The sequence below is a fragment of the Rhizobium sp. LC145 genome, assembly GCF_001005825.1.
In the GTDB taxonomy this organism is placed as follows: domain Bacteria; phylum Pseudomonadota; class Alphaproteobacteria; order Rhizobiales; family Rhizobiaceae; genus Neorhizobium.
The window spans coordinates 71369-97192 of sequence record NZ_LBHV01000013.1 but is presented as its reverse complement, the minus strand read 5'-3'; the positions used below and the strand labels follow the sequence as shown (position 1 = coordinate 97192).

28 protein-coding genes and 1 tRNA gene are annotated in these 25824 nt (G+C 62.5%); 24 read left to right on the top strand and 5 right to left on the bottom strand.

Annotation, left to right across the window (positions count from 1 at the left end; genetic code table 11):
• The first annotated feature begins 61 nt into the window (after positions 1 to 61).
• The 11 genes from nagZ (at position 62) to YH62_RS25970 (ending at position 10035) form a co-directional block, all read left to right on the top strand.
• Positions 62 to 1078: a beta-N-acetylhexosaminidase gene (nagZ, locus tag YH62_RS26020; protein ID WP_046797214.1), complete on the top strand. Its 1017-nt coding sequence runs from the start codon at positions 62 to 64 to the stop codon at positions 1076 to 1078.
• Between the two features lie 22 nt (positions 1079 to 1100).
• Complete coding sequence (locus YH62_RS26015; protein WP_046797213.1) at positions 1101 to 1940, top strand: ScpA family protein; 840 nt, start codon at positions 1101 to 1103, stop codon at positions 1938 to 1940.
• A 13-nt stretch (positions 1941 to 1953) separates the two neighbouring features.
• Positions 1954 to 2646 carry an SMC-Scp complex subunit ScpB gene (gene scpB, locus YH62_RS26010; RefSeq protein WP_046797254.1) on the top strand — a complete coding sequence of 231 codons (693 nt, stop codon included), beginning with the start codon at positions 1954 to 1956 and terminating at the stop codon, positions 2644 to 2646.
• 51 nt (positions 2647 to 2697) lie between these two features.
• Entirely contained in the window at positions 2698 to 3801 is a 1104-nt protein-coding gene (locus YH62_RS26005; protein WP_046797212.1) for an ABC transporter ATP-binding protein, read from the top strand.
• A 43-nt stretch (positions 3802 to 3844) separates the two neighbouring features.
• A complete protein-coding gene (locus YH62_RS26000; RefSeq protein WP_046797211.1) occupies positions 3845 to 4051 on the top strand; it encodes a twin-arginine translocase TatA/TatE family subunit in 207 nt (68 codons plus the stop codon).
• Positions 4052 to 4080: 29 nt separating this feature from the next.
• Complete coding sequence (gene tatB / locus YH62_RS25995) at positions 4081 to 4728, top strand: Sec-independent protein translocase protein TatB (RefSeq protein ID WP_046797210.1); 648 nt, start codon at positions 4081 to 4083, stop codon at positions 4726 to 4728.
• Complete coding sequence (gene tatC, locus YH62_RS25990; RefSeq protein WP_046797209.1) at positions 4725 to 5549, top strand: twin-arginine translocase subunit TatC; 825 nt, start codon at positions 4725 to 4727, stop codon at positions 5547 to 5549. Before tatB ends, tatC begins: the two co-directional genes overlap by 4 nt.
• Positions 5550 to 5601: 52 nt before the next feature.
• Positions 5602 to 6885, top strand: coding sequence for a serine--tRNA ligase (serS, locus tag YH62_RS25985; protein WP_046797208.1), 1284 nt, complete (start codon positions 5602 to 5604; stop codon positions 6883 to 6885).
• Positions 6885 to 7655, top strand: coding sequence for a 5'/3'-nucleotidase SurE (gene surE / locus YH62_RS25980; RefSeq protein WP_046797207.1), 771 nt, complete (start codon positions 6885 to 6887; stop codon positions 7653 to 7655). The genes serS and surE overlap by 1 nt, the downstream gene beginning before the upstream one ends.
• Positions 7652 to 8305, top strand: coding sequence for a protein-L-isoaspartate(D-aspartate) O-methyltransferase (locus YH62_RS25975; protein ID WP_046797206.1), 654 nt, complete (start codon positions 7652 to 7654; stop codon positions 8303 to 8305). Before surE ends, YH62_RS25975 begins: the two co-directional genes overlap by 4 nt.
• Before the next feature lie 122 nt (positions 8306 to 8427).
• Positions 8428 to 10035, top strand: coding sequence for a LysM peptidoglycan-binding domain-containing M23 family metallopeptidase (locus YH62_RS25970; RefSeq protein ID WP_082118521.1), 1608 nt, complete (start codon positions 8428 to 8430; stop codon positions 10033 to 10035).
• A 62-nt stretch (positions 10036 to 10097) separates the two neighbouring features.
• Here YH62_RS25970 and YH62_RS25965 read toward each other — a convergent pair whose 3' ends face one another.
• Positions 10098 to 10970: an ATP-binding protein gene (locus YH62_RS25965; RefSeq protein ID WP_046797204.1), complete on the bottom strand. Its 873-nt coding sequence runs from the start codon at positions 10968 to 10970 to the stop codon at positions 10098 to 10100.
• A gap of 200 nt (positions 10971 to 11170) precedes the next feature.
• On the opposite strand from YH62_RS25965, the gene yajC reads away from it, so the two are divergent.
• From yajC to YH62_RS25945, 4 genes are all read left to right on the top strand, one after another.
• On the top strand, positions 11171 to 11527 hold the full coding sequence (gene yajC / locus YH62_RS25960) for a preprotein translocase subunit YajC (RefSeq protein ID WP_046797203.1): 357 nt from the start codon (positions 11171 to 11173) through the stop codon (positions 11525 to 11527).
• A gap of 93 nt (positions 11528 to 11620) precedes the next feature.
• Positions 11621 to 12007 (top strand): Mth938-like domain-containing protein, encoded by a 387-nt coding sequence (locus YH62_RS25955; protein ID WP_046797202.1) that lies wholly within the window; start codon positions 11621 to 11623, stop codon positions 12005 to 12007.
• A gap of 10 nt (positions 12008 to 12017) precedes the next feature.
• Positions 12018 to 12872: a phytoene/squalene synthase family protein gene (locus YH62_RS25950; RefSeq protein ID WP_046797201.1), complete on the top strand. Its 855-nt coding sequence runs from the start codon at positions 12018 to 12020 to the stop codon at positions 12870 to 12872.
• Positions 12873 to 12949: 77 nt separating this feature from the next.
• Positions 12950 to 13417, top strand: coding sequence for a hypothetical protein (locus YH62_RS25945; RefSeq protein ID WP_046797200.1), 468 nt, complete (start codon positions 12950 to 12952; stop codon positions 13415 to 13417).
• Positions 13418 to 13419: 2 nt separating this feature from the next.
• Here YH62_RS25945 and trmFO read toward each other — a convergent pair whose 3' ends face one another.
• The 3 genes from trmFO to YH62_RS29775 form a co-directional block, all read right to left on the bottom strand.
• The gene (trmFO, locus tag YH62_RS25940) at positions 13420 to 14844 is read right to left on the bottom strand and encodes a methylenetetrahydrofolate--tRNA-(uracil(54)-C(5))-methyltransferase (FADH(2)-oxidizing) TrmFO (RefSeq protein ID WP_046797199.1); all 1425 of its coding nucleotides are present in this window, start codon (positions 14842 to 14844) and stop codon (positions 13420 to 13422) included.
• 148 nt (positions 14845 to 14992) lie between these two features.
• Complete coding sequence (locus YH62_RS29780) at positions 14993 to 15136, bottom strand: DUF1127 domain-containing protein (RefSeq protein WP_082118520.1); 144 nt, start codon at positions 15134 to 15136, stop codon at positions 14993 to 14995.
• Positions 15137 to 15415: 279 nt separating this feature from the next.
• On the bottom strand, positions 15416 to 15562 hold the full coding sequence (locus YH62_RS29775; RefSeq protein WP_082118527.1) for a DUF1127 domain-containing protein: 147 nt from the start codon (positions 15560 to 15562) through the stop codon (positions 15416 to 15418).
• 720 nt (positions 15563 to 16282) lie between these two features.
• Between YH62_RS29775 and YH62_RS25930 the strand changes: the two genes are divergently transcribed.
• The 3 genes from YH62_RS25930 to cobU all read left to right on the top strand — a co-directional run bounded on the left by YH62_RS25930 (position 16283) and on the right by cobU (position 19207).
• Positions 16283 to 16367, top strand: a tRNA-Leu gene (locus YH62_RS25930).
• A gap of 141 nt (positions 16368 to 16508) precedes the next feature.
• The gene (gene tig, locus YH62_RS25925) at positions 16509 to 17987 is read left to right on the top strand and encodes a trigger factor (protein ID WP_046797197.1); all 1479 of its coding nucleotides are present in this window, start codon (positions 16509 to 16511) and stop codon (positions 17985 to 17987) included.
• 698 nt (positions 17988 to 18685) lie between these two features.
• Entirely contained in the window at positions 18686 to 19207 is a 522-nt protein-coding gene (gene cobU, locus YH62_RS25920) for a bifunctional adenosylcobinamide kinase/adenosylcobinamide-phosphate guanylyltransferase (RefSeq protein WP_046797196.1), read from the top strand.
• Between the two features lie 37 nt (positions 19208 to 19244).
• Here the strand turns inward: cobU and YH62_RS25915 are convergent, their stop codons facing one another.
• Positions 19245 to 20030: a TSUP family transporter gene (locus YH62_RS25915; RefSeq protein ID WP_046797253.1), complete on the bottom strand. Its 786-nt coding sequence runs from the start codon at positions 20028 to 20030 to the stop codon at positions 19245 to 19247.
• Between the two features lie 207 nt (positions 20031 to 20237).
• Between YH62_RS25915 and YH62_RS25910 the strand changes: the two genes are divergently transcribed.
• The 6 genes from YH62_RS25910 to YH62_RS25885 all read left to right on the top strand — a co-directional run bounded on the left by YH62_RS25910 (position 20238) and on the right by YH62_RS25885 (position 25823).
• Complete coding sequence (locus tag YH62_RS25910; protein ID WP_046797195.1) at positions 20238 to 21197, top strand: nucleoside hydrolase; 960 nt, start codon at positions 20238 to 20240, stop codon at positions 21195 to 21197.
• A gap of 127 nt (positions 21198 to 21324) precedes the next feature.
• Entirely contained in the window at positions 21325 to 21609 is a 285-nt protein-coding gene (locus YH62_RS25905) for an acyl carrier protein (protein WP_105373468.1), read from the top strand.
• Between the two features lie 21 nt (positions 21610 to 21630).
• Complete coding sequence (locus YH62_RS25900; protein WP_046797194.1) at positions 21631 to 22104, top strand: 3-hydroxyacyl-ACP dehydratase FabZ family protein; 474 nt, start codon at positions 21631 to 21633, stop codon at positions 22102 to 22104.
• A gap of 23 nt (positions 22105 to 22127) precedes the next feature.
• Positions 22128 to 23348 carry a beta-ketoacyl-ACP synthase gene (locus YH62_RS25895; protein WP_046797193.1) on the top strand — a complete coding sequence of 407 codons (1221 nt, stop codon included), beginning with the start codon at positions 22128 to 22130 and terminating at the stop codon, positions 23346 to 23348.
• The gene (locus tag YH62_RS25890; RefSeq protein ID WP_046797192.1) at positions 23345 to 24631 is read left to right on the top strand and encodes a beta-ketoacyl-ACP synthase; all 1287 of its coding nucleotides are present in this window, start codon (positions 23345 to 23347) and stop codon (positions 24629 to 24631) included. Before YH62_RS25895 ends, YH62_RS25890 begins: the two co-directional genes overlap by 4 nt.
• Before the next feature lie 163 nt (positions 24632 to 24794).
• Complete coding sequence (locus tag YH62_RS25885) at positions 24795 to 25823, top strand: zinc-binding dehydrogenase (RefSeq protein ID WP_046797191.1); 1029 nt, start codon at positions 24795 to 24797, stop codon at positions 25821 to 25823.
• Position 25824 lies beyond the last annotated feature (1 nt).

The following is a 25824-nucleotide window of genomic DNA, read 5'->3' as shown; positions in this document are numbered from 1 at the left end:
TTTCCGTTGGGCAATACTGTGCCCGTTCGTGTTTCCCTGCTGAAATGCGTATGATCCAGGCATGAGCGAATCAAAAGCAATGATCCTGGGGGCCAGCGGCCCCACCCTGACGGCCGACGAGATTGCTCTCTACAAGGCCGAGCGCCCATGGGGTTTCATCCTGTTTGCCCGCAATTGCGTGGAGCCCGCGCAGATCACCGATCTCGCTGCCGCCATGCGCGATGCGGTGGGGCGACCGAACGCCCCGGTGCTGATCGATCAGGAGGGAGGGCGCGTGCAGCGCATTCGCCCGCCGATGATCGAGCGCTATCCGTCAGGCGCCGCTCTCGGTGAGCTTTACCGCCACGATCGGAAGAAGGGGCAGCGCGCGGCCTGGCTGATGTCGCGGCTGCACGCCTTCGATCTGATGAAGCTCGGCATTACAGTCGATTGCCTGCCGGTGCTGGACGTGCCGATCGAAGGCGCGAGCAATGTCATCGGTGACCGCGCCTATGGGTTCGATCCCAAGGCGGTGGCGGAAATGGGCAGGGCCGCGGCCGAGGGCCTGAAGGCCGGCGGCATGCTGCCGGTGATGAAGCATATTCCCGGCCATGGACGGGGCATGGCGGATTCCCATCATGAGCTGCCGGTGGTCACCGCCTCGCGCGCGGAGCTTGAGGCGCATGATTTCCTGCCCTTCGTCGCATTGAAGGACGAATTGATGGCTATGAGCGCGCATATCGTCTTCACGGCCATCGATCCGGACGAGCCGGCGACCACCTCGCGGAAGGTGATCGAGGAGATCATCCGTGGGCACATCGGTTTCAAGGGGCTGCTGATGTCCGACGATACTTCCATGAATGCGCTCAAGGGCACGATCGGCCAGCGCGCGGCGAGAATCATTGGGGGCGGCTGCGATATTGTCTTGCATTGCAATGGCGTAATGGACGAAATGAAAGCGGTGGTGAAAGAGGTGCCGCCGCTCGCCGGCGAGGCCTTGGGACGCGCCGAAGCGGTGGAGGCAGGCTTCGGTGCCGGTGACGGCGCGGATGAAGAGGCGATCCGCGCGGAATTCAGGGGACTTACCGCAGTCGCCTGACGTTCTACGGACAGAGGTGGGAATGGCCATGAACATAGCGCAAGGCGCCATCCCGATGGACAAGCTCTGGCAAGACGCGCCTGAACGGGCGACGGACGAGCCGGGTCTGATGATCGATGTCGGCGGCTTCGAAGGACCGCTCGATCTGCTCCTGCATCTTGCACGTTCCCAGAAGGTGGATCTCGCCCGCATTTCCGTACTGGCGCTTGCCGAGCAATATCTGCAGTTCATCGATAGTGCGCGGAGGGTGCGCATCGAACTGGCCGCCGATTACCTCGTGATGGCCGCCTGGCTTGCCTATCTCAAATCAAAACTCCTGATCCCGCAGCAGGTGAAGGGCGATGACGGCCCGAGCGGCGAGGAGTTGGCCGCCACGCTGGCCTTCCGGCTGAAGCGTCTGGAGGCCATGCGCGAGGCTGCCACGCGGCTCGTCAACCGTAACCGGCTCGGCCGCGATATCTTTGCCCGTGGCGCGCCGGAGCATATTCCGCACCGCGTCGAGTCGGCCTATGACGCCAGCCTCTACGATCTTCTTTCGGCTTACGCCAATCTGAGGCAGCGCCAGGCGGTCACACAGGTGACGATCGAAAAGCGCAAGGTCTGGTCGCTTGCGGATGCGCGCGATCTGCTCAACCGGATGCTCGGCGAGATCACCGACTGGACCATGCTGCAGCACTATCTTCTGACCTATCTGCCGCCGGAGGATCGGATCACCGCAACGGCGAGCGCTTTCGCCGCCTCGCTCGAACTCGTGCGCGAGGGCAAGCTCGAGATTCGCCAGGAAGGCGCCTTTCAGCCGATCTATATGCGCAAGGGGCAGAAAAAGCCGATGGAAGGGGAGGCGTTGATTGACGCCGTCTGAAGACGATTTCGCCATGGAACAGGAGAAGGGGGATACCCTTTCGGAGTTTCCCTCATTGGCGGAGGCCGAGCGCATCGCCGAGGCGCTGGTCTTTGCGTCCGCCGAGCCGGTTTCGGAAAATTTCCTTGCCGAACGCCTGCCGGAAGGTGCCGATGTGCGCGCCATCATGCTGCGGCTTGCGGACATATACGCGCCGCGCGGGGTCAATCTCATCCGCAGCGGCGATCGCTGGGCCTTCAGAACCGCAGCCGATCTTTCCTTCGTCATCCGCAAGGACGATTCCGAGGCGAAGAAGCTTTCCCGTGCAGCACTGGAGGTGCTGGCCATTATCGCCTATCACCAGCCGGTGACGCGTGCCGAGATCGAGGAAATCCGAGGGGTTCAGACATCGAAAGGCACGCTCGACGTGCTGATGGAGGCCGGATGGGTGCGCTTCCGGGGCCGCAGGCGGACCCCCGGCAGGCCTGTGACGCTCGGCACCACGCCCGATTTCCTCGATCATTTCGGGCTGGAAGAGCTGCGCGATCTGCCCGGCCTCGAGGAGCTTAGGGGCGCCGGACTGCTTTCGGGACGCATCCCGCCCGGTTTTCATATTCCCGTCCCATCCGCCGGCGCCGACGATCTGACGGAGGACGAGGACCCGATTACTCAGCTCGATCTGGAAGAGCTCGGCCTCTTGACACCGAGTGGTGAAGCGGAGGAATAGCGTCATGTTTGGCAGGTCTGCTTCTGGGCCTCCGCGCGTGTGAGCGAGGGTATGGGTTTTCAACCGGCACAGTCGGCAGCGGAAAAGACGAGGCGCACGACCGGTGTTACCTTCGCGTCCAGGCTGACATTCGAAGATATCCATCACAGCTATCACGGCAAGGAGACGATCCGCGGCATTTCGCTGACGGCCGAGCCGGGAGAAGTCCTTTGCCTGCTGGGGCCCTCCGGTTCCGGCAAGACGACGCTGCTCAGGATCGCGGCCGGCATAGAGATCCAAAGCCGAGGCAGGATCGTCATCGATGGACAGGAAACGGCAGGGCCGGATAAGTTCCTGCCGCCGGAAAAGCGCGGCATCGGCCTGATGTTCCAGGATTTCGCCCTGTTTCCACATATGACGGTGCTGGAGAATGTCCGCTTCGGCCTGACGGCGCTTCCGGCCAGGGAAGCTGCGGCGGAGGCCGGTGCCGCTCTGGAGCGGGTGGGGCTTGCCCATTATGCGCAAAAATATCCGCACGCGCTTTCGGGTGGAGAGCAGCAACGCGTGGCACTCGCGCGGGCGCTTGCGCCGCGTCCGGGCGTGCTTCTCATGGACGAGCCCTTTTCCGGCCTCGATTCCCGCCTGAAAGATGCCATACGCGCTGATACGCTGGCGATTCTGAGGGAAAGTCGCGCGACGGCGATCGTCGTTACCCATGATGCCGAGGAGGCCATGCGGATGGCCGATCGGATCGCGCTTTTGAAGGACGGCCGCTTGGTGCAGGTCGGCACTTCCGACGATCTCTATCGCCGGCCGTCCGATCTCTTCACCGCCGCGTTCTTCTCCGAGATCAACGAGTTTGACGGCGTGGTTCATAACGGCCTCGTCGTCACGCCGATCGGGCCCGTGCCGGCCAAGGGGATCGGCGAGGGCAGGGAGGTCTCGGTTGCCGTCCGTCTTTCGGGCATCGACGTCCAGCCTCACGGCGGCGCCGTGCCGGCGCGCATCCTTTCCCGGCGCTTTCTCGGCGTGGTCGAACTGCTGAGCCTTGCCGTACCCGGAAGCGAGGAAACGGTGCGCGCCCGCATCCGCGCGGATCAGCTTCCGCCCGGCGTCACTGACGTCGCGATCACAGTCGCGCCAAAGGACATTTTGGTGTTTGAAAAAGCCCGATAAAGGGCTTACATCGGGGAAATGTGAAATCAGGGAGTTTGGCGTTATGGGTTCCTTCAGTGTGTGGCACTGGCTGATCGTTCTGGTCATCGTGCTCGTCCTCTTCGGACGCGGCAAGATTCCGGAACTGATGGGCGACGTTGCCAAGGGCATCAAGAGCTTCAAGAAGGGCATGACCGATGAGGATGCCCCGGAGACGGCGAAAACCGTCGACCACAAGTCGGATGAGGTCAAGGAAAGCACCCGGTCCTGATCGGGATCGGCTTGCGGGAGCCTCATTGAATGCTTGATATCGGCTGGACCGAGCTTCTCGTCATTGCCATCGTGCTCATCGTCGTGGTCGGTCCGAAGGACCTGCCTCCGATGCTGCGCGCATTCGGCAAGATGACTGCCAACCTTCGCAAGATGGCGGGCGAATTCCGTACGCAATTCGACGAAGCGCTGCGGGAGTCGGAACTCGACGAGGTGCGTCAGACCATCTCGGATGCGCAGAAGCTCAATCCGTCGAACGCGCTGCGCGACGCCATCAATCCGCTGAGGCAGATGGGTCAGGAGATCCGCAGCGATCTTCAGAAGGCGACGCAGGTTCCGGCGAAGACCGATGCCGAGCTGCAAGCCCCTGTAGAAGGCGAGGCGGCCAAGCCCGAGCCGGCTCTTGCGGTGCCGGCCTCCGCCATGACGCTGCCTTCAAGCCCGCCGGAGACGCTCGCGCCTGCCGCTGCGGAGAAGCCGAAGCGCGTCAGCAAGGCTCCAGCCAAGGCGAAACCTGCCGAAACCGCTCCGCAGGCCGCCACTGCCGACAAGCCGAAGCGCAGCCGCGTTGCCGCCAAGCCGGCGCCTGTCGCCAAGGCTGTGGAAAAGGATTCCGCGAAGGCTCCGGCGCGGAAACGCGCCTCGAAGAAGACCGATACCCCGAAGGATGATGCATGAGCGGTAATTACGAAGACAAGCCGCAGCCGCTCATCGAACACCTGATGGAGCTGCGCACCCGCCTTATCTGGTCGCTGGCTGCCTTTTTCGTGGCCTTCGTCGGGTGCTTCTTCTTTGCCAAACAGCTCTTCAATCTTCTGGTCGTGCCGTATCGGTGGGCCGTCGTCTGGGCCGGGCTCGATCTTTCGAAATCGGAGCTCATATACACCGCTCCGCAGGAGTTCTTCTTCACCCAGGTGAAGGTCGCGATGTTCGGCGCTCTGGTGATCTCCTTCCCGATCATCGCATCGCAGCTCTACAAGTTCGTGGCGCCGGGCCTTTACAAGAACGAGCGGTCGGCCTTCCTGCCCTTCCTGATCGCTTCGCCGATCCTCTTCTTGCTGGGCGGCGCGCTGGTCTATTTCTTCTTCACGCCCATGGTGATGTGGTTCTTCCTCGCCATGCAGCAGGCGCCGACCGAAGGCGAAGTGGCGATTTCGCTCCTGCCGCGGGTGTCGGAATATCTCAGCCTCATCATGACGCTGGTGCTTTCGTTCGGCCTGGTCTTCCAGTTGCCGGTGGTGACGACGCTGCTTGCCCGCGTCGGTCTGCTCACCAGCGATTGGCTGAGAGAAAAGCGGAAGTTCGCGATCGTCATCGCCTTCGTAGTGGCCGCGGTGCTCACTCCGCCCGATCCCCTGTCCCAGATCGGTCTTGCGCTGCCGACCATCCTTCTCTACGAGATTTCCATCTACGCCGCGCGACTCGTCGAGCGCAAACGCGCCGAGGAAGCCCTCGAACGCGAAGCCTCTTCGGAGATTGCCACGACGGACAAGGCTTGAGTTCTTTAAGCCGCGTCGCGAGTTGGCGGCGTCACGCTTAAAGGCTTGGACAATGCTCGATATCAAATGGATTCGTGAAAATGAGGCGGCTCTGGACGAAGCGCTAAGGAAGCGCGGCGCGGAGCCCATGGCGGCTGTCCTCGTGGCGCTGGACGACAAGCGCCGCTCCGTCATCCAGACGCTCCAGGACATGCAATCCCGCCGCAATGCCGCCTCCAAGGAGATCGGCGCGGCCATGGCGAGCAAGAACGCCGAGCTTGCCGAAAAGCTGAAGGCCGAGGTCGCTCAGATCAAGGGCAGCATGCCTGCCGCCGAGCAGGAGGAGCGCGAGGCGATCGCCGCCCTCGACGATGCGCTCTCACGCATCCCGAACGTTCCGCTGGACGACGTGCCCGTCGGCAAGGACGAAAACGACAACGTGGTGAAGCATGTCGTCGGTGAAAAGCCGCGCTGGAACCATGCGGCACGAGAGCATTACGAGATCGGTGAAGCCCTCGGCTACATGGATTTCGAGCGTGCCGCGAAGCTCTCGGGCGCGCGGTTTACGGTGCTCACCGGCCAGCTCGCGCGTCTCGAACGCGCGCTCGGCCAGTTCATGCTCGATCTGCATACGACCGAGCATGGCTATACGGAGGTTTCCTCGCCGCTGATGGTGCGCGACGAGGCCATGTACGGCACGGGCCAGCTTCCGAAGTTCGCTGAAGACCTGTTCAAGACCACCGACGGCCGCTGGCTGATCCCGACTGCCGAAGTCACGCTCACCAATCTGGTCTCCGGCGAGACGCTGGAACAGGAGAAGCTGCCGCTGCGGTTTACGGCGCTCACGCCTTCCTTCCGTTCGGAAGCCGGCTCTGCCGGCCGCGACACGCGCGGCATGCTGCGCCAGCACCAGTTCTGGAAGTGCGAGCTCGTCTCTATCACCGATCAGGAAAGCTCGATCGCCGAGCACGAGCGCATGACCGAATGCGCCGAAACCGTTTTGAAGCGGCTCGGGCTGCATTTCCGCACCATGACGCTCTGCACCGGTGACATGGGGTTCGGCGCGCGCAAGACCTACGATATCGAGGTCTGGCTGCCGGGTCAGAACACCTATCGTGAAATCTCGTCCTGCTCGGTCTGCGGTGATTTCCAGGGCCGGCGCATGAACGCGCGCTATCGCGGCAAGGACGACAGGGCGCTGAAATTCGTCCATACGCTGAACGGCTCGGGCGTCGCCGTCGGCCGCTGCCTGATCGCCGTCATGGAGAATTACCTCAACGAGGACGGCTCGATCACTGTCCCGGACGCGCTTCTGCCTTATATGGGCGGGATCACGAGGATCGAGAGAGCGTCCTGATGCGTATTCTTCTGACCAATGATGATGGCATTCATGCCGAAGGGTTGGCGGTTCTCGAACGCATCGCCCGCAAACTCTCCGATGACGTCTGGATCGTCGCGCCGGAGACCGACCAGAGCGGGCTTGCCCACTCCTTGACGCTTTCCGAACCGCTCCGGCTGCGCAAGGTGGGCGAGAAGCATTTCGCGCTGCGCGGCACGCCGACCGATTGCGTCATCATGGGCATCCGCGAGATCCTGCCGGAAAAGCCGGACCTCGTGCTTTCGGGCGTCAATGACGGCGCGAACATGGCCGACGACGTCACCTATTCCGGCACGATCGCAGGCGCCATAGAAGGTACGCTCCAGGGAGTGCGCTCCTTTGCGCTGAGCCAGGCCGTGCGCCGCGAGAACGGCCGCGTTGCGCCCTGGGAGGTTGCCGAATCATACGCGCCGGACCTCATCCGCAAGCTGAGCGAACTGGACCTGCCGGACGGCACCTTCCTGAACCTCAATTTCCCGAACTGCGAACCGAAGGACGTTCAGGGCGTTCAGGTCACCTCGCAGGGCAAGCTGGATTTCGGCCTCACCATAGATGCCCGCAACGATGGACGGGGGCTGCCCTATTACTGGCTGCGATTCGGCGAGCGGCAGGGGCATTTCCGCGAAGGCACCGATATCCATGCGCTGAAAGAGGGGAAAATCTCGGTGACGCCGCTTAAGCTGGACCTTACGGACCATTCCGTGCAGGATCGGGTGGCTCAGGCACTTGGATTCGGAGTTGCCGGTTGAAATCGGGAATGGTCGAGAAAGAGGGTTTTGCAGCGCTGGTGCTGCGGCTCCGGGCGGAAGGTATCTCCGACCTCGATCTTCTGACGGCCGTCGAACAGACGCCGCGCTCGCAGTTCGTTCCTCCCACGCTCGCCGAGGAAGCCTATTCCAGCCGCTCCATTCCGATCGATTGCGGAGCCTTCATGGAAGGCGCCGATCTCGCCGTCAGACTGCTCTATCATCTGCAGGTCAAGCCCGGCCATCGCGTACTCGAAATCGGCACCGGCAGCGGCTTCACGGCTGCGGTCATGGGCAGGCGCGCCGAGCGAGTGCTGACGGTCGATCGTTACCGCACGCTCGTCACCGGCGCACAGGCCCGCATGGATGCGCTGGGCTTGCGCAATGTGGTTATTCGCCAGGCGGACGGGGTGAACGGCATGCCGGGCGAGGGGACATTCGACCGCATTCTCGTGACGGGCGCATTTACCGCGATGCCGCGATTCTATGCCGACCAGCTCACGCATGGCGGTTCGATGATCGCGCCGCTGATGGTCGATGAGGAAAACTGCCTCATGGTGCGCCTGACCAAGATGGGCAGCCGCTTCGAGCGGGAAGACCTTTTCCCCGTGCCCTATCTTCCGCTCGTGCCCCACATAGCCGCTGCCATGTAGGGCTTTCGTGCCATGACGGTACGGCTCGTCCGGTGTCATGGTTATCAATTTGCCAAAAATTTCTCTGCAATCCCTTCGCTTTAACCGGCCGGTAAGACTAACGCGCTTTAATCGCCCACAAGATGGTAGCGTCATGTGTAGGTCGAGTCATGCGTATGAAGGGTTCCCAAAGAATCGGAAAATCTACAGCGAAGCTTGCGGTGGCTGCGCTGTTGGCCAGCACGGCGGCCGGATGCAGTTCGGATGCGTCGCGCTTTGCCGGGGTCTTTTCCAATTCGGACCAGATCACCACCGCGTCGATCCAGCGCAACGGCGCAGGAGCCCATGGCGAGGTGCCGGTCCCGCGCGGTGACGTCAACACCGGTGGCGCGATGGCGTCAGCTGCTCCGCAGGGCGGTTATGGTTCGCCTTCTCCGGGTTATGGTCAGGCTTATCCGAACTCCGGCGGCTACAACGCTTCGCCGGCACGTGTGGCATCCGCTCCGGTTGCCGTACAGCGCACGGAACTCGCCGCTCCTTCGCCTGTAGCCTCCGCCCGCGATGCTGCGCCGGCTGAGCGGCGTGAAGCGCTCGGTCAGCCGTTCCCCGGCGGACAGGAGGGTGTCTCCAATGCTGCCGCGCCTCGCCAGCCGCCGGATGCGATCGCCACCGGCGCGACCAGGCCAATGTCCGGCTGGTCGACGGTCAACGCTCCGCAGGTAACCCTGCGTCCCGGCGAAACTTCGGCGACACTCGCCTCGCGCTATGGTGTCCCGGAAAAGGAAATTCTGAAAGCCAACGGCGGCAAGCTGGCGCCCGGCCAGATCGTCACCATTCCGACTTTCGGTCCCGCCCGCAATTCGGCGAAGACGGCTGCCGCCGATATCGACCTGCAGAACAAGGCGCCTGCGCCGGCCCAGCAGCAGGAGCAGAAGGTTGCCGTGCTGCCGAGTGGGGCCGCTCGCGACAAGCTTCAGGGTGAGGCCGCCAAGCTGACGCCGCCTTCCGGCGGCAAGCCGGTTCCGCCGACGGGCGGCTATGTGGTGAAGCCCGGAGATTCGCTCAACAAGATTGCCCGCGAGACCGGCGTGTCGGTTGCCGATCTCAAGGCTGCCAACGGCCTCAGCGCGGAAAGCATCCGCGTGGGTCAGACGCTGCGGATGCCGGGTGCGGGTTCCGCCTCCAATGAACCCGTCAGGACGGCCTCCATTCCGCAGAACGCCGCGGAGAAGCCGGCGGCGATGCCGAAGGCCGCCGAGGCTCCTGTTCAGGCAGCCCAGACCCCCGCCGAGGCAAAAGCGCCGGTCGAGACCGCCTCGATTTCGGACGTCACGACGAAGTCCGACATAACCGCCGCCGCACCGTCATCCACGGGCATCGGCAAGTATCGCTGGCCGGTCAGCGGCGCGGTCGTCGCGGGCTTCGGCCAAAACGTCAACGGCAGCCGCAACGACGGTATCGATATCTCGGTTCCGGAAGGTACGCCGATCAAGGCCGCCGAAAACGGCGTCGTCATCTATGCCGGCAATGGCTTGAAACAGCTCGGCAACACGGTTCTGGTGCGCCATGACGACGGCAAGGTCACGGTTTATGGCCATGCCGGCAATCTCAACGTGAGCCGCGGCCAGAAGGTGACCCGCGGCCAGACGATCGCAGCATCCGGCATGAGCGGCGACGCCAAGCGCCCGCAGGTTCACTTCGAAGTCCGCAAGGACGCGACCCCGGTCAACCCGATCAGCTTCCTTGAATAATGTAGTGCGTTTCAAGGGGACGGAGGAAAAGCCCGGCATTGCCGGGCTTTTTCGCGTTAGGTTCAATCTTTTGGCAGAGGCTTTCTGAGCCGGCCCGCCAGATCCTGGATATATTGCCAAGCGACGCGTCCGGATCGCCCGCCGCGGGTCGTTGCCCATTCGAGCGCTTGCGCGTGCAGCGTTTCGCGGTCGAGACCGAGTTCGAAATGGTCGGCGTAGCCGTCGATCATCGTCAGATAATCATCCTGGCTGCATTTATGGAAACCGAGCCAGAGGCCGAAGCGGTCCGATAGCGATACCTTTTCCTCCACGGCTTCGGAGGGATTGATGGCCGTCGATTGTTCGTTCTCGATCATGTTGCGCGGCAGCAGATGCCGGCGGTTCGAAGTCGCGTAGAAGAGTACATTGTCCGGCCGGCCTTCGATGCCGCCGTCGAGCGCCGCCTTCAGCGACTTATAGGCCGTGTCGTCATGATCGAAGGAAAGGTCGTCGCAAAAGACGATGACCCGGTGGCCGGAGGCTTTCAGGATGTCCAGAAGTTCCGGCAGCGAGGAGATGTCCTCGCGATGCACCTCGACAAGCTTCAGCGACACGCGGGTCGCAGCGCGGACATCCTCATGCACGGCCTTTACCAGGGACGACTTGCCCATGCCGCGGGCGCCCCAGAGGAGCACGTTGTTTGCGGCAAAGCCTTCCGCAAAGCGTAGCGTGTTTTCGTGCAGGATATCGCGCACGTGGTCCACGCCGCGGATGAGCTTCAAGGCCACGCGGTTCGGCCGGGGCACCGGCTGCAGGCGCAGGTTGGCAGGCACCCAGACGAAACAGTCGGCGGCGTTCCAGTCGTTGACGGCGGGAGGAGGGCCGGCGAGACGTTCGAGCGCATCCGCCAGCCGGCGGACTTCGGCAAGCAGCAGCGTATTCATCTCGTCGTTCATCGTCGTATCTCCTGGCATACGGGACCTGTGGCGTGTGGCTGCTGCGGTAACATGCACGTTTTCAACCGGAAAGTCTGAGAGAGGTGGATTTGGTACTGCGGACTACCTGTTTTTGTTGCATTCCGGGCCATGGCAACTATATTCCGGCGGCTTGAAGCGGGGGCTCGAGGAGAGGACCCGGCAACCATATGGAGTTCTCTATGTTCATTACTGAAGCATTCGCCCAGGCCGAAGGCGCAGCCCCGGGTGGCTCGGCGTTTGGCTCCGGCCTCGAAATGCTTTTCCTGTTCGCGCCGCTGATGGTGGTCTGGTACTTCTTCCTGATCCGTCCGCAGCGCGCTCAGATGAAGAAGCGCCAGGAAACGCTCTCCGCCATCCGTCGTGGTGACCAGGTCGTACTCGGCGGCGGTATTTCCGGCAAGGTGACCAAGGTCGTCGACGACAATGAGCTGGAAGTTGAAATCGCCGAAGGCGTCAAGGTCCGCGCCGTGCGCGCCTATATCGCGGAAGTCCGTGTGAAGGGCGAGCCGGTCAAGACCGAAGCGGCTGCTTCCTGATGATGGCGGCGGGCGTGTCGCGGAAGACATGCCCCGCCTTTCCAAGAGCCGCCGCGGCGGCTCTGAGCTGATTTTTCGAGAAGGCTTAAGGGCATGGCGAGAGGCATCGAAATCCGGGACGCCCATTTTCCCGGACGCGCTCCGATCGACGCCTATGGCAATGGCGGGTTTCGCTTCGCCGATATGTCCCATAAGGGCTCGTTGCTCTGCCTGCCTTCCGGCGTTCATGGCTGGGATATCAAGGAGGGCGAGCCGCTGACGGTCGACGCCTTCGGCAAGGTGTTGGCGGATGCCGGCGAGATCGAAGTGCTTCTGGTCGGCACCGGACAGAACCTGAAGCCGCTTCCGGCGGCGCTCAAGGCGGCCCTGAAGGCACGTGGAATAGCATCGGACCCCATGAGCACGGGGGCTGCGGTCAGGACCTACAACATCATGCTGTCGGAATCGCGCGCCGTTGCCGCTGCCCTGATTGCCGTCTGACGAGGTGCCGGTGACCGACACGGCCACGGACAACGCCGATATCTGCCTTGCGACGCTTCGCGAGACCGATCGCGACCGCTATCTTGCCTGCCTTCTGTCTCCAACGGAAAAGCGTGGAGCTCTCGCCGCGCTCTATGCCTTCAATGCGGAGATCGCCCGGGTGCGGGACGTGGCGCGCGAACCCTTGCCGGGGGAAATCCGGCTGCAATGGTGGCGCGATCTTCTCGAAGGCACGTCTCATGGCGAAAGTTCGGCAAATCCAGTAGCCGCAGGGCTGCTTTCGGCGATCGAGACCCACCGCCTGCCGCGCCAGACGCTTATCGACATGATCGACGGTCGGATCTTCGATCTCTACGACGACCCGCTGACAGATCGGAACGCGCTGGAAGGCTATGCCGGCGAGACCGCTTCTGCGTTGATCCAGCTTGCAAGTCTGATCCTGTCACCGGCCGATGCGGCGCGTTCGGCCGAAGCGGCGGGACATGCCGGTGTGGCGCAGGCGATCGCGGGGCTGCTGCTGCTCATGCCGATCCATCGCCGCCGCGGGCAGCTCTACCTGCCGCTCGATATACTCGCTGCGACCGGGCTCGACCGGGACGCCTTTCTTCTTGGCGAGGAGAAGGCGAAGATTTCCGCTGCGATAGAAGCTTTTGCCGGTCTGGGGTTGGAGCATCTTGCCAAGGCTCGGCGCGCCGGCCCGGTTCCTGCCTCCGTCTTCGCCGCCTTCCTGCCGGTCGCGCTGGCGGAGCCGGCGCTTCGGCGGGCCGCCCGAGAGGGTGCCAAGGTGCTCGAAACGAACCTCCAGCAGCCGCAATGGCGGCGCCAGCTTCGTCTCCTGAAGGCGATTGTTGCGAAAAAACTCTGACAGACACCACATTCGCGCAAGCCTCGTGCGATAAATGATGGCGGACGCTAAAGTGCCGTTCTCTAAGGGAGGAGCCCGTGAGTCCCGTCGTCGTATGGTCGATCGTATTCGGATTGGTCGTGCTTTTGGCGCTCTATGCTTCGCGCATGGCACGGCTGGAGAGAACGGAAAGCAGCCAGGACACCGGCCTTGCGATACTGGAATTCGGCCGGGCCTTTCCCAATGAGGCGATACGTGCCCTGCATGTGACGGCTGATGGCGGCGCGGTTTTCGTGCGGCTCTATGACGGCAAGACCGGGATCATGCGTAACCATCGCAAGCACTACGCCTGCCATGTTATCCAGCCCGGCCGCGTGCGGGTGACGCCCTCCGGCAATCCCAAGGGTTTTTCCGTGGATTTCCTGGATGTTCGCAGCCAGAACGGCGAGTACGTCTTCGCCACCGAGCAGGAAGCAGCCGAAGTCTCGCTCTGGCTGCTCGATAATTACGTGAGCCCTGAAGACCGGGAGGCCGAAAAACAGGAACCGGCCGCCGACCGCGCCTGATCTCAGCCCGCCGCGCGGACCTCGTGTCCCAGCCAGGCGGCGCAGTCCCGCAGCGCGCGGGCCGCGAGGAGCTGGCGCTTCATGATCGACTTGTCCTTGCCGCGGAAGCGCTTCACGCCTTCCGGCTTGACGATCGATCCCGGCTGCAGTTCCGGGAAAAGCCCGAAATTGATGTTCATCGGCTGGAAGGACCTCTTGCCCGGCTCGTCGTCGGAAACCAGGTGTCCTCCGGTGATGTGACCCAGCAGGGAACCGAAGGCGGTCGTGACCGGCGGAGAAGCAAGTGTTTCGCCCTTGCGTTCGCTGGCTGCGAAACGCCCGGCCAAAAGGCCGATCGCCGCACTCTCCACATAGCCTTCGCAGCCGGTGATCTGACCGGCAAAGCGCAAGCCGGGCCTGCTCTTCAGCGTCAGTGTCTTGTCGAGCAGGATGGGGGAATGGATGTAGGTGTTGCGGTGCAGGCCGCCGAGCCTTGCAAATTCGGCATTCTGCAGGCCCGGAATCATGCGGAAGATTTCCGCCTGGGTGCCGTATTTCAGCTTCGTCTGAAAGCCGACCATGTTGTAGAGCGTGCCGAGCGCATTGTCCTGGCGGAGCTGCACGACGGCATAGGGCTTGACGGAAGGGTTATGGGCATTCGTCAGACCCATGGGCTTCATCGGGCCGTGCCGCAGCGTCTCGCGTCCGCGCTCGGCCATCACCTCGATCGGCAGGCAGCCGTCGAAATAGGGGGTACCTTCCCATTCCTTGAAGCCGACGGTATCGCCGGCGATCAGCGCGTCGATGAAGGCGTTGTACTGCGCTTCGTCCAGCGGGCAGTTGATGTAATCCTTGCCCGTGCCGCCGGGCCCGACCTTGTCATAGCGCGACTGGTACCAGCAGATGTCCATATCGATGGAATCGCGGTGGACGATCGGCGCGATCGCATCGAAAAAGGCGAGCTGGTCCTCCCCGGTCTCGGCCTGGATCGCCGCCGCCAGGGCAGGCGAGGTGAGCGGGCCGGTGGCGATGACCGCAAGATCCCATTCCTTCGGCGGCAACCCCACGATCTCCTCGCGGACCACGGTGATCAGCGGATGCTTCTCGATCGCCTCCGTCACCGCATCGGAAAAGCCGTCGCGGTCCACGGCCAGCGCGCCGCCGGCCGGCACCTGGTTCCGGTCGGCCGACGCCATGATCAGCGAGCCGGCCAGCCGCATTTCTGCATGGATGACGCCGACGGCGTTCGCGGTCGCATCGTCGGAGCGGAAGGAGTTGGAGCAGACAAGCTCGGCAAGCCCGTCGGTCTTGTGGGCATCGGTGCCGCGCACGCCGCGCATTTCGTGCAGGACGACCGGGACTCCGGCCTCGGCCACCTGCCAGGCAGCTTCCGAGCCGGCAAGGCCTCCGCCGATGATATGGATGGGAGAATAGCTGTTCTTCGTCATGGCGGCTCAATACCATGGGTGCCGCGAGGCGTCCAACCGGAATCAAAACGGCACCCGAAGGTGCCGTCTTACATCATTCATCTGCTGTCTTTGCCAACCACGGCACCTTCCGGTCGCGGTCTTGCTCCGCGCCGTCCGTCAAAACGGATTAGCGGAAGGAGCGGGCTGCGATGTGGCGGATGTCGTAACGGGTCAGACCGATGTCGCTGAGAGCCTGATTGGACAGGTTGCTCAGTTCGTTCACAGTCCGCCTGTAGCTGATCCAGGCCTTTGCCATGCGAAGCGGGTTCATCTTTGTTTCCTCAAGAACTCCAACCGATGCTCGTTATCGACATCGGCGATGGCGTCCTTATACAACCGAATAATAAGAGAGTGCAGTGCAAAAAATATGCGACTGCCATGCAAATGTGCATGGGATTGGTGAAATTTGCGCCTTTGAATAAATTATCGGCAGCGCCTGCCGAAGTATGTCGCACAATGGTTTGCGGTGTTTTTTGCGACAACAGCCGAGCGCGCAAATAAAAAAGCGCCCCGAGAGGAGCGCTTTCTTCAAGCCTGATGGCTGTATCGATCAGAAACCGACGGCGGTGCGAGCAACGCGGCGGATGTCGGCGCGGCCGATGCCGAGATCGTTGAGTTCGCGGTCCGTCATGCGACCGAGTTCGGATACGGTCTCGCGATACTTGCGCCAGTTGTTGAAAGAGCGTGCGATGTTCATGGTCTGCCTCTTCTTTTCCAAGTGGTCGGCAGCCTTTCTGGCGCCGGCTTCAATCTCATGGCGGCTATATATGTTGCGCCGCGAAGGAGTAACAGCGCCCATTCGGTATGCCACCTATGCACGGAATGCATTCCACAGGTCGCAGTTATGACCAATTGGTTAAAGTCTGGGCAGGGGCCAAGCGGAAATGGGAGGATGATGAGAAAAGATAACGCCCACCGGGGGAGGAGGATCCGGTGGGCGTTACGCGTAACGACTGGCGATTTGGGAGGAGGAGGATCGCCAGTCTTGATCGGAATGCGCTGGGAGGAGGAGGGCGCAATCCGAATTCCGAATACTCGGAAAATCCGAGGGCAGTTTCAATGCGGCGGACTGCCACCCCGCCGTTCGGTTTGCCGATGTTTCGGCCCGCCTCATGCAAAAATCAGGGAAGTAGTCGGTGGTTGTGCAGAGCAAGATCCTCCCGGATGACATGCAGCCGCCGCATGGCAATTCCGTGAGCTTGATGTTAAACTTTAGAAATAAATAAAAAGTTAACGCGAGCATTGCGGGCGGCTATGCAAAACAGGGTTGAAATGCGGTTCTCGCAGGTGCTTCTTTCCTGCCTTTCCGCCGGTGCCAAAAAACCGTCATTTTCCCTTTGCGCTCGCCGAAACGGGTGATATAGAGACGCGCGCTCCGGAAGGCCTCGATGCGAGGGTTTTCGATGCGGTTTGGAGCGCGGGTATGGTGAAATTGGTAGACACGCCAGATTTAGGTTCTGGTGCCGCAAGGCGTGGGAGTTCAAGTCTCTCTACCCGCACCAGAGCCGCCGGGAGCGCAGTTGCGAACGATTTTCGGTTGCGACCGGCGTTCCAGAAGACCGCGACCGGTCACTAGTTCCGGCGTCGTGCTCGATGAAACAACGGCTGTCTGAGCACCGCCGCCACGATATGAAGGTATAGACATGCAGGTTACCGAAACGCTCGCTGAAGGGCTGAAGCGCGAAATCAAGGTCGTTATCCCGAAAAAGGATATGGAAGCGGAGCTCAACGTTCGCCTGGCCGACGCCAAGGACAAGGTCCGCATCAACGGCTTCCGTCCGGGCAAGGTGCCGGTCGCGCATCTGAAGAAGATGTACGGCAAGTCGATCATGGCCGACCTCGTCAACGAGATCGTCCGCGAGCGCCCGACCAAGATCCTCTCGGAGCGCGGCGAGAAGTCCGCCACCCAGCCTTCGATCTCCATGACCGAGGACGAGGCCGAAGCCGAAAAGATCCTGAACGCCCAGGCCGATTTCGAATTCACGCTTTCCTATGAAGTCATCCCGCCGATCGAGCTCAAGTCGACCGACGGCCTCAAGGTCGTACGCGAAGTCGTCGAGATCGGCGATGACGAAGTCAACGAGCAGATCGAGAAGATCGCCGAAAGCGCTCGTACCTTTGAGACCAAGAAGGGCAAGGCCGCCGACGGCGACCGCGTCACCATGAACTATCTCGGCAAGGTCGATGGCGTCGCCTTCGACGGTGGTACCGCCGAAGATGCCGAACTGGTTCTCGGCTCGGGCCGCTTCATCCCCGGCTTCGAAGACCAGCTCGTCGGCGTCAAGGCCGGTGACGAGAAGACCATCACGGTCACCTTCCCGGCAGATTATCCGGCCGCCAACCTGGCCGGCAAGGAGGCTACCTTCGACGTCACCGTCAAGGACGTTGCCGCTCCGGGCGCGATCGAGATCAACGACGAACTCGCCTCCAAGCTCGGCATCGAATCGGTCGATCGTCTGAAGGAGATCGTCCGCGGCCAGATCGAAGGCCAGTACGGCAACATCACCCGCCAGAAGGTCAAGCGTCAGATCCTCGACCAGCTCGACGAGATGTACAAGTTCGACACCCCGCAGGGCCTGGTCGACGCCGAGTTCGAGAACATCTGGCGTCAGATCAACACGGATCTCCAGCAGTCCGGCAAGACCTTCGAGGACGAGGAGACGACCGAGGAAGAGGCGCGCGCGGAATACCGCAAGCTCGCCGAGCGCCGCGTCCGTCTCGGCCTGGTTCTTTCCGAGATCGGCGAAAAGGCCGGCGTGGAAGTGACCGAAGAGGAAATGCAGCGCGCGCTTTATGCGCAGCTCCAGCAGTTCCCGGGCCAGCAGAAGGAAATCCTCGATTTCTTCCGCAACACGCCCGGTGCTTCCGCTTCGCTGCGCGCTCCGATCTTCGAAGAGAAGGTCGTCGATAAGCTGCTTTCCGAAATCAACGTGACCGACAAGACGGTAACGAAGGAAGAGCTGCTCGCCGACGAAGAGGGCGAAGAAGGCGACAAGCCGGCCAAGAAGGCCGCGCCGAAGAAGAAGGCTGCCGCCAAGGCCGAAACCGCCGAAGGCGAGGAAGCTGCTCCGAAGAAGAAGGCCGCGCCGAAGAAGAAGGCCGCTGAGGACAGCGCCGAATAACCTTCGGGTCATTCACCGAACAGGAAAGCCGGGCCGGAAACGTCCCGGCTTTTTTCATGGCCGAAGTTCTCGCGGGGCAGGGTCATATTCTCCCGGATTGTGCATCCGGAAGCGTGGCAGGATTCATATCCGCACGGCGGGCGCCGGCCTCCGCCTGCCCGCGAACGTCTCGCGAAACACTCCGGCGACGGAAGCGGGGCGATTGTAGGCATGGTTGGAGAGGGCGGGGATGAGAAAAGTGACAAGGTATTGATGCGATTGAAGTGGGGTGGTGATTTCGTCCCCGTTTGGTGGCGGATTGACCAGGCGCGCGCAAACGCTGGACGCCTCCGCCGATCCACAACCAAAAATCCTTCCGCAAAAATGTTCCCGGTAAACGTTCCGGTAAGAATGTGGCGCTAATGATTTCAACGCGGCCGGTTGGTCGCATGGCGCCGGGTTGGGTAGTGCGTACCGGTCGCCTTTTTTATCGGAAGCGGTGTTTCCCTTCCGCCACCCGGCCGGGTTTCAACCCCGTGCGGCTTTTTTCAAAATCCTCCGGATTGACTTGGCCCGCGCCAGGCCCCACATTTTGGGCATACCGCTGTGAGTCAGCGAAGTTCATCATCCAACAGGGCCGGACGCCTCTTGATCTACGAATCGTCCGGTCCTTTTCTTTCTCCCGGCGGCATGTTTTCCGAATCGGCCGAAAAGCTCCCATGACAGATAAAGGCCATGCGATCCTCGTTCTCGGTGGCGCGCGTTCCGGCAAGTCCGCGTTTTCCGAGAGACTTGCGCGAGACAGTGGCCTCGAACGGCACTATCTCGCCACCGGCCGCGCCTTCGACGACGAGATGCGCGAGCGCATCGCCCGCCACCGGACGGATCGCGGGGAGGGTTGGGCGACGCATGAAGTGCCTCTCGACCTCGTTTCCCATCTCGCTGCGATCGACCGGCCGGGCCGTGTCATCCTCGTCGATTGCCTGACGCTCTGGGTCACCAATCTGATGATGGAAGGGCGCGGTATCGATGCGGCCGGCGCCGAACTGACGGAACTCATCGGACGTCTTTCCTCAAGACTGATCCTGGTGTCCAACGAGGTCGGGCTCGGCATCGTGCCGGAAAACAGGATGGCGCGGGAGTTCCGCGACCATGCCGGGCTTCTGCATCAGCGGATCGCGGCGGTCGCCGACGAGGTGTTCTTCGTGGCGGCCGGACTGCCGCTCAAGATGAAGGGATAGAAGCCATCGGCCTCCAGGGCTTGGCGCGCTGCGCCCTTTAGAAACCCAACCAGTTCCATACGGGATGGGCCGGATCGGCGATCAGCTTGGTCGCGAGCGCCAGGCAGGAAACGACGAGAAGCGGCTTGATGATGCCGGCGCCGTTCTTCATCGCCAGTCTCGATCCCGCTTGAGCGCCGAGGAACTGGCCAAGCCCCATCAGAAGCCCGATCTTCCAAAGGACCGCGCCATTGAGGGCGAAGACGAGAAAGGCCCCGCAATTGGAGCCGAGATTGAGCAGCTTCGTGTGTGCGGTCGCCTTGAGCATTCCGAAGCCGGCGAGCAGGACGAAGCCCAGCATGTAGAAGGAACCCGCGCCGGGTCCGAATACTCCGTCATAGATGCCGATCAGCGGCACGAAGGTGAGCCCGAAGATGAACGGTGTCACCCGGTGGTGACGATCGGCATCGTGGAGATTGGGCTTCAGGGCGAAGAAGAGGGCGATCGCAATCAGCAGGAAGGGAATGGCCGCGGCGAAGAAGTTCGCGGGCAGCATGTTGGCGAGAAAGGCCCCCACCACGCCGCCGGCCAATGCCATGGAGGCCATCGGAAGCTGGCTTTTCAGGTTCACATGGCCGCGCCGGGAATAGGCGATCGTGGAGGAGGCGACGCCGAAGATCGCCTGCAGTTTGTTGGTCGCCACCGCTTCGAGCGGCGGTATGCCCGCGATCAGCATGGTGGGAATGGTGATGAGTCCACCGCCGCCCGCAATGGAATCGACGAAACCGGCCAGGAAGGCGGCAAGGAAGAGAATGAGCGCGAGATAGAGGGCGAGGTCGTCCAAGGCCGGAAACTCGAATGAGAGCGATGAGGAGGGCGCGGCGCTTGTCGCACCGAACGGGCGCGACGGCAAGCCCGATCCTCGGTTCATGTAAGCCTGTTCATGACCTTCGGGCAGCGTAACGTGCGGGATTGCGGTGCGCGCGTTTGGCGCTATGTTGCCGCGGCGCCGTGAAGGTGCGGCCACCCCACGATCAGGACACGGACAATCATGCACAAGGTCATATTCGACACCGATCCCGGCATCGACGACGCAATGGCGTTGCTTTTCCTGCACCGGCACCCGCAGATCGACCTTATCGGCATCACCACGGTTTTCGGCAATGCGCCGATCGGCTTCACGACCCGCAACGCCCAGTTCCTGGCCCAGGAATGGGGAATTTCGGCTCCGGTCGCGAAAGGCGCGGGCGTCACGTTCGACCCCTCGCGTCCCGAAGGCCATTGGCCGACTTTCATCCACGGCGAAAACGGGCTCGGTGATATCGACATTCCCGAGACCGTCGACCGTCCGCTCGATCCGCGGCCTGCATATCAATTCATCATCGACACGGTGCGCGCGCAGCCGGGTGAGGTGACGCTTGTCGCCGTCGGGCGCATGACCAATCTGGCCCTGGCGCTCAAGGCGGACCCGGATTTCGCCGCGCTGGTGAAGGAGGTGATCGTCATGGGCGGCGCCTTCGACGTCAACGGCAATACGAGCCCGGCGGCAGAGGCGAACATCCACGGCGATCCGGAAGCGGCCGACCTCGTCTTCACCGCACCATGGAGGGTGACGGTGGTGGGGCTGGACGTGACGCTGAAAACGGTAATGACGAGCGGGTATCTTGCCGAAATGGCGGTGACCGGCGGCAAGGCGGTGCAGCTGCTTTCCGATATCTCGCAGTTCTATATCGATTTCTACAAGCATCGCGTCGGCGACGGCATGGTGGTGCACGACAGTTGCGCCTGCGTCTATCTGGTGGCGCCGGAGCTCTTCAAGACGCGTAGCGGGCCGATCCGCGTGGTCTGCGGCGGGATAGCCGATGGGCAGACGATCCAGAAGCCGGACGGCAGGCGATTCCCGCCGGGTGACTGGGACGGGCACCCGAGCCAGCTCGTCTGCACCGATATTCAGGCCGACAGCGTGCTCGAGGTCATCCGAGCCGCGATCGTGGAGGGCCGAGCGGCCTGAGGAGCGGCGCATTCGATTGCTGTTTGGGCAACATTGCGCGGCAAATTTTCACCAGATCGCGGGAAGCCATTGGCATTTGGAATTGATTTCCCTATGTGGAACCTGATTTTTCTATCATTCAGAGGACATGGGCGTGACTGCTACATTTGACAAAGTTGCCGACATTATCGCTGAAACCAGCGAAATCGACCGGGAGACGATCACGCCGGAGAGCCACACGATCGACGATCTCGGCATCGACAGCCTGGACTTTCTGGACATCGTCTTCGCGATCGACAAGGAATTCGGGATCAAGATTCCGCTCGAACAATGGACGCAGGAAGTGAACGAAGGCAAGGTTTCCACCGAGGAATATTTCGTTCTCAAGAACCTTTGCGCCAAGATCGACGAGCTGAGGGCGGCCAAGGCCTGACCGGGGCCCGCCGATAACTTCATGCTGCTCGAATATTTCCAGATGATCGACCGTGTGGAAACGGTCGATCTTGGGGCGCGGACCTTGAAGGCGCGATCCGTCGTGCCTTCCAAGAGCCCGGTGTTTGAAGGTCACTTCCCCGGAATGCCGTTGGTGCCGGGCGTGCTTCTGATCGAAACCATGGCCCAGGCCTCCGGTTTCCTCGTGCTCGCCGCCACCGATTTTTCCGCCATGCCCTTCCTGATGTCGGTCGACGGGGCCAAGATGCGCTCCTTCGTGGAACCGGATGCGGTGCTCGACATCGAGGCGTTTCTGGAGCATGAGGGGTCCGGCTATGCCGTCACCAAGGCGAAGATAACCTCGGCCGGCAAGAAGATCTGCGATGCGCAGTTGAAGCTGCGCACCATGCCGTTCAGCGAAGTGCCGCTTGCGGATATCGTGCGCAAGCGTGCCGAAGAAGTCGGGCTCATGAATGCGCTCCGTGCGGGAGCCTGACGCGGTCCGTTCAAGAGGACAAGATGAGCAAGTCAGACAATGATGTCGTGATCACCGGGATCGGGATCGTCACCTGCCAGGGCGTGGGCAAGGAAGCGCATGCAGCGCTTCTTTCCGCTCCGCAGGCCGGCGCACCGAACGTGGATACCGAGCGTTTCGCGCCCTATCCCGTCCATCCGATGCCGGAAATCGACTGGTCGCTGCAGATCGCCAAGCGTGGCGACCAGCGCCAGATGGAGAACTGGCAGCGTCTCGGCGTGTTTTCCGCCGGCCTGGCGCTCGACGATGCCGGCCTGAAGACGGATGCGGACGCCTGCGCCTCCATGGACATGATCGTGGCGGCCGGTGGCGGCGAACGCGACATCAACGTGGATTCGCTGATCGTCGATGAGGCGCTGAAGCGCAACGACCGTGAAATCCTCCTCAACGAGAAGCTGACGACCGAACTTAGGCCGACGCTCTTCCTCGCCCAGCTTTCGAACCTGCTTGCGGGCAATATCTCCATCGTCCACAAGGTGACCGGTTCTTCCCGCACCTTCATGGGCGAGGAGGCGGCCGGCATTTCGGCGGTGGAGACGGCGTTCCACCGGATCAAGGCCGGCCAATCCACCCACAATCTCGTGGGCGGCGCCTTCGTTGCCGAGCGCGCCGATATCATCCTGCTGGTCGAGGGCATCCGCGCACATGCGACCGGCGAATGGCACCCGCTCTGGTCGCGGTCCGACGACAATGGCGGCGGCATGATCATGGGTTCCGTGGGCGCCTTCCTGGTGCTGGAATCGCGTGCGCATGCAAAGGCCCGCGGCGCTCATATCTATGCGGTGATCGATGCGATCGAGGGTGATCGCGGCAATCGCGACGAGGGCAGGCTGGAAAAGCGGCTGGTCCGGCTTGCCGGTCTGGCATCGGACGCTGCGGCATCGGAGACGGTCGTGTTCTCCGGGGCGAGCGGCGTCGTGGACCTGGTCGCCCGCGAGAAGGCGGTTCTCGAAAAGGAATTTCCAGGTGCCACGATCCGCGGCTATGGCGGCGTGATGGGGCATGGCATGGAAGCGCAGTTTCCGCTGGGTCTCGCGCTTGCGGCTCTCAGCCTCAAAGGCGGCGCAAAGGTTCCGGCATTCGACCCGGCAAACGAGCGGCCGATGCCGGCACCGGCGAAACATGCGGTGGTGACGACCGTCGGTTATACGCGCGGCGAAGGCGTTGCAGTGCTTTCGGCCGACGCGCGAAGGAGAGCGTTATGAGCGACAATCGCTTCAAGGATCACCTGGGCCGGCCGATCGTGGCGGTCACCGGCATGGGCGTCATCACCTCGCTCGGCCAGGGGCTTGCGGACAACTGGGCGGCGCTGACTTCCGGCACGTCCGGCATCCACAAGATCAGCCGCTTCCCGACCGACAAGCTTTCCACCCGCATCAGCGGCACGGTGGATTTCATCTCGGTTCCGGCGGAAAACGCTGTCGAGCGCTCCTATGCGTTTGCGCGTGAGACGACGACGGAGGCGCTAGCCCAGGCCGGTCTCTCCGGCGATTTCGAAGGGCCGCTCTTCCTTGCCGCGCCGCCTGTCGAGCCGGAATGGTCCGACCGTTTCGCGCTCGCCGACCGCGCGCCTGCCTCGAAGCAGCCGGGGGATGTCTATGACCGCTTCCTCGCGGCCATGCGCGAGCGGCCGGATCCCGTCTTCCTCGAGGCTGTCCAGTTCGGCTCCATATCGGAGCGTCTTGCAGACAAGTTCGGGACGCGCGGGTTGCCGGTTACGCTTTCCACGGCCTGCGCTTCCGGCGCGACGGCAATCCAGCTCGGCGTCGAGGCGATCCGGCAGGGCCGCACCGAACGCTCGCTGGTGGTCGCGACGGACGGTTCGGTGAGCGCCGAGGCCCTGATCCGCTTCTCGCTTCTTTCGGCCCTTTCCACGCAGAACGACCCGCCGGAAAAGGCATCCAAACCGTTCAGCAAGGATCGCGACGGCTTCGTCATCGCCGAGGGTGCCGCGACGCTGGTGCTGGAATCGCTTGAAGCCGCGATCGCGCGTGGCGCCAAGGTGCTCGGCATCCTCAAAGGCTGCGGCGAGAAGGCCGACCACTTCCACCGCACGCGCTCCTCGCCCGACGGCGGGCCGGCCATCGCCACGATCCATGCAGCGCTCAGCGATGCGGGCATGGATGAGAGCGGCATCGGCTACATCAATGCGCACGGCACTTCGACACCGGAAAACGACAAGATGGAATACAGCTCCATGCTCGCCGTCTTCGGTGACAAGCTGAAGGGCATTCCGGTCTCTTCCAATAAGTCTATGATCGGTCACACGCTCACCGCGGCTGGCGCCGTCGAGGCCGTGTTCTCGATCCAGACCATGCGGACGGGCACGCTGCCGCCTACCATCAACTACACCAATCCCGATCCGACGATCGAGCTCGACGTGGTGCCGGGCAAGAAGCGGGATGCGCAGGTCAATGCCGTGCTTTCCAATTCCTTCGGGTTCGGCGGGCAGAACGCCAGCCTTGTCATGACGCTGGAACCAGTCTAAGGCCACCGCCACGAATAGGACGTCATCCTCGGCCCCGTGCCGAGGATACACGAACGTCGATAAAAGAATGAAGGTCGGTAGATGCTCCGGACATTCCGAGCATGACGTTTGGCGTATGACAGGACCACGCCGACCTGATGAATCCGGAAGGAAACGTGAAACCATGCGCGCTTTGCAATTGATCGACGACCGCAGGCTCGAGGCCGTGGATATTCCGGAACCGGAGGCACCGGGTCCGGGCGAAGTGACCTTGCGCGTCAAGGCCGTTGCGCTCAACCACATCGACGTGTGGGGCTGGCGCGGCATGGCATTCGCCAAGCGGAAGATGCCGCTGACGATCGGGGCGGAAGCTTCCGGCGTCGTCGAGGCGATCGGCCCCGGCGTTTCGAACGTGCTGCCCGGCCAGCTCGTGTCTATCTACGGCGCGCGCACCTGCGGCCTCTGCAAGCCTTGCCGGGAGAAGCGGGACAATCTCTGTGAGAACGTCTCCGGCGTGCATGGCTTCCATCTCGACGGCTTTGCCCAGGAGAAGGCCAACCTGCCGGCGCGTTTGCTGGTGCCGGCACCTCCGGGTGTGGATGCCGTCGGCGCCGCGCTGGCGCCGGTGACCTTCGGTACCGTCGAGCACATGCTGTTCGACAATGCGAGGCTGCAATCGGGCGAAACGATCCTCGTGCATGCCGGCGGTTCCGGCATCGGCTCGGCGGCGATCCAGCTCGCCAAGAAGATCGGCTGCACGGTCATCACCACTGTCGGTTCCGACGACAAGATCGAGCGCGCCAAGGCGCTCGGCGCCGATCACGTCATCAACTATCGCACAGATCGCTTCGAAGGCGTGGTGCGCAAGCTCACCAAGAAGAAGGGCGTCGACGTCGTCTTCGAACATGTCGGCAAGGATACCTGGGCGGGTTCGATGTTTTCGCTCAAGCGGGGAGGGCGGCTCGTTACCTGCGGATCGACCTCCGGCATTTCGACCGAGGTGAACCTCATGATGCTCTTCCAGCAGCAGCTGAAGCTGCTGGGCTCCTTCGGCTGCCGGATGGAGAACATGGCGGATGCGATGCAGAAGATGGCGCGCGGAATCGTCCATCCCGTCATCGATACGGAAGTCACCTTTGGCGAGATCGACAAGGCGCTGGCGCGCATGGAGACCCGCCAGGTCTTCGGCAAGATCATATTGCGGATGGACTGAT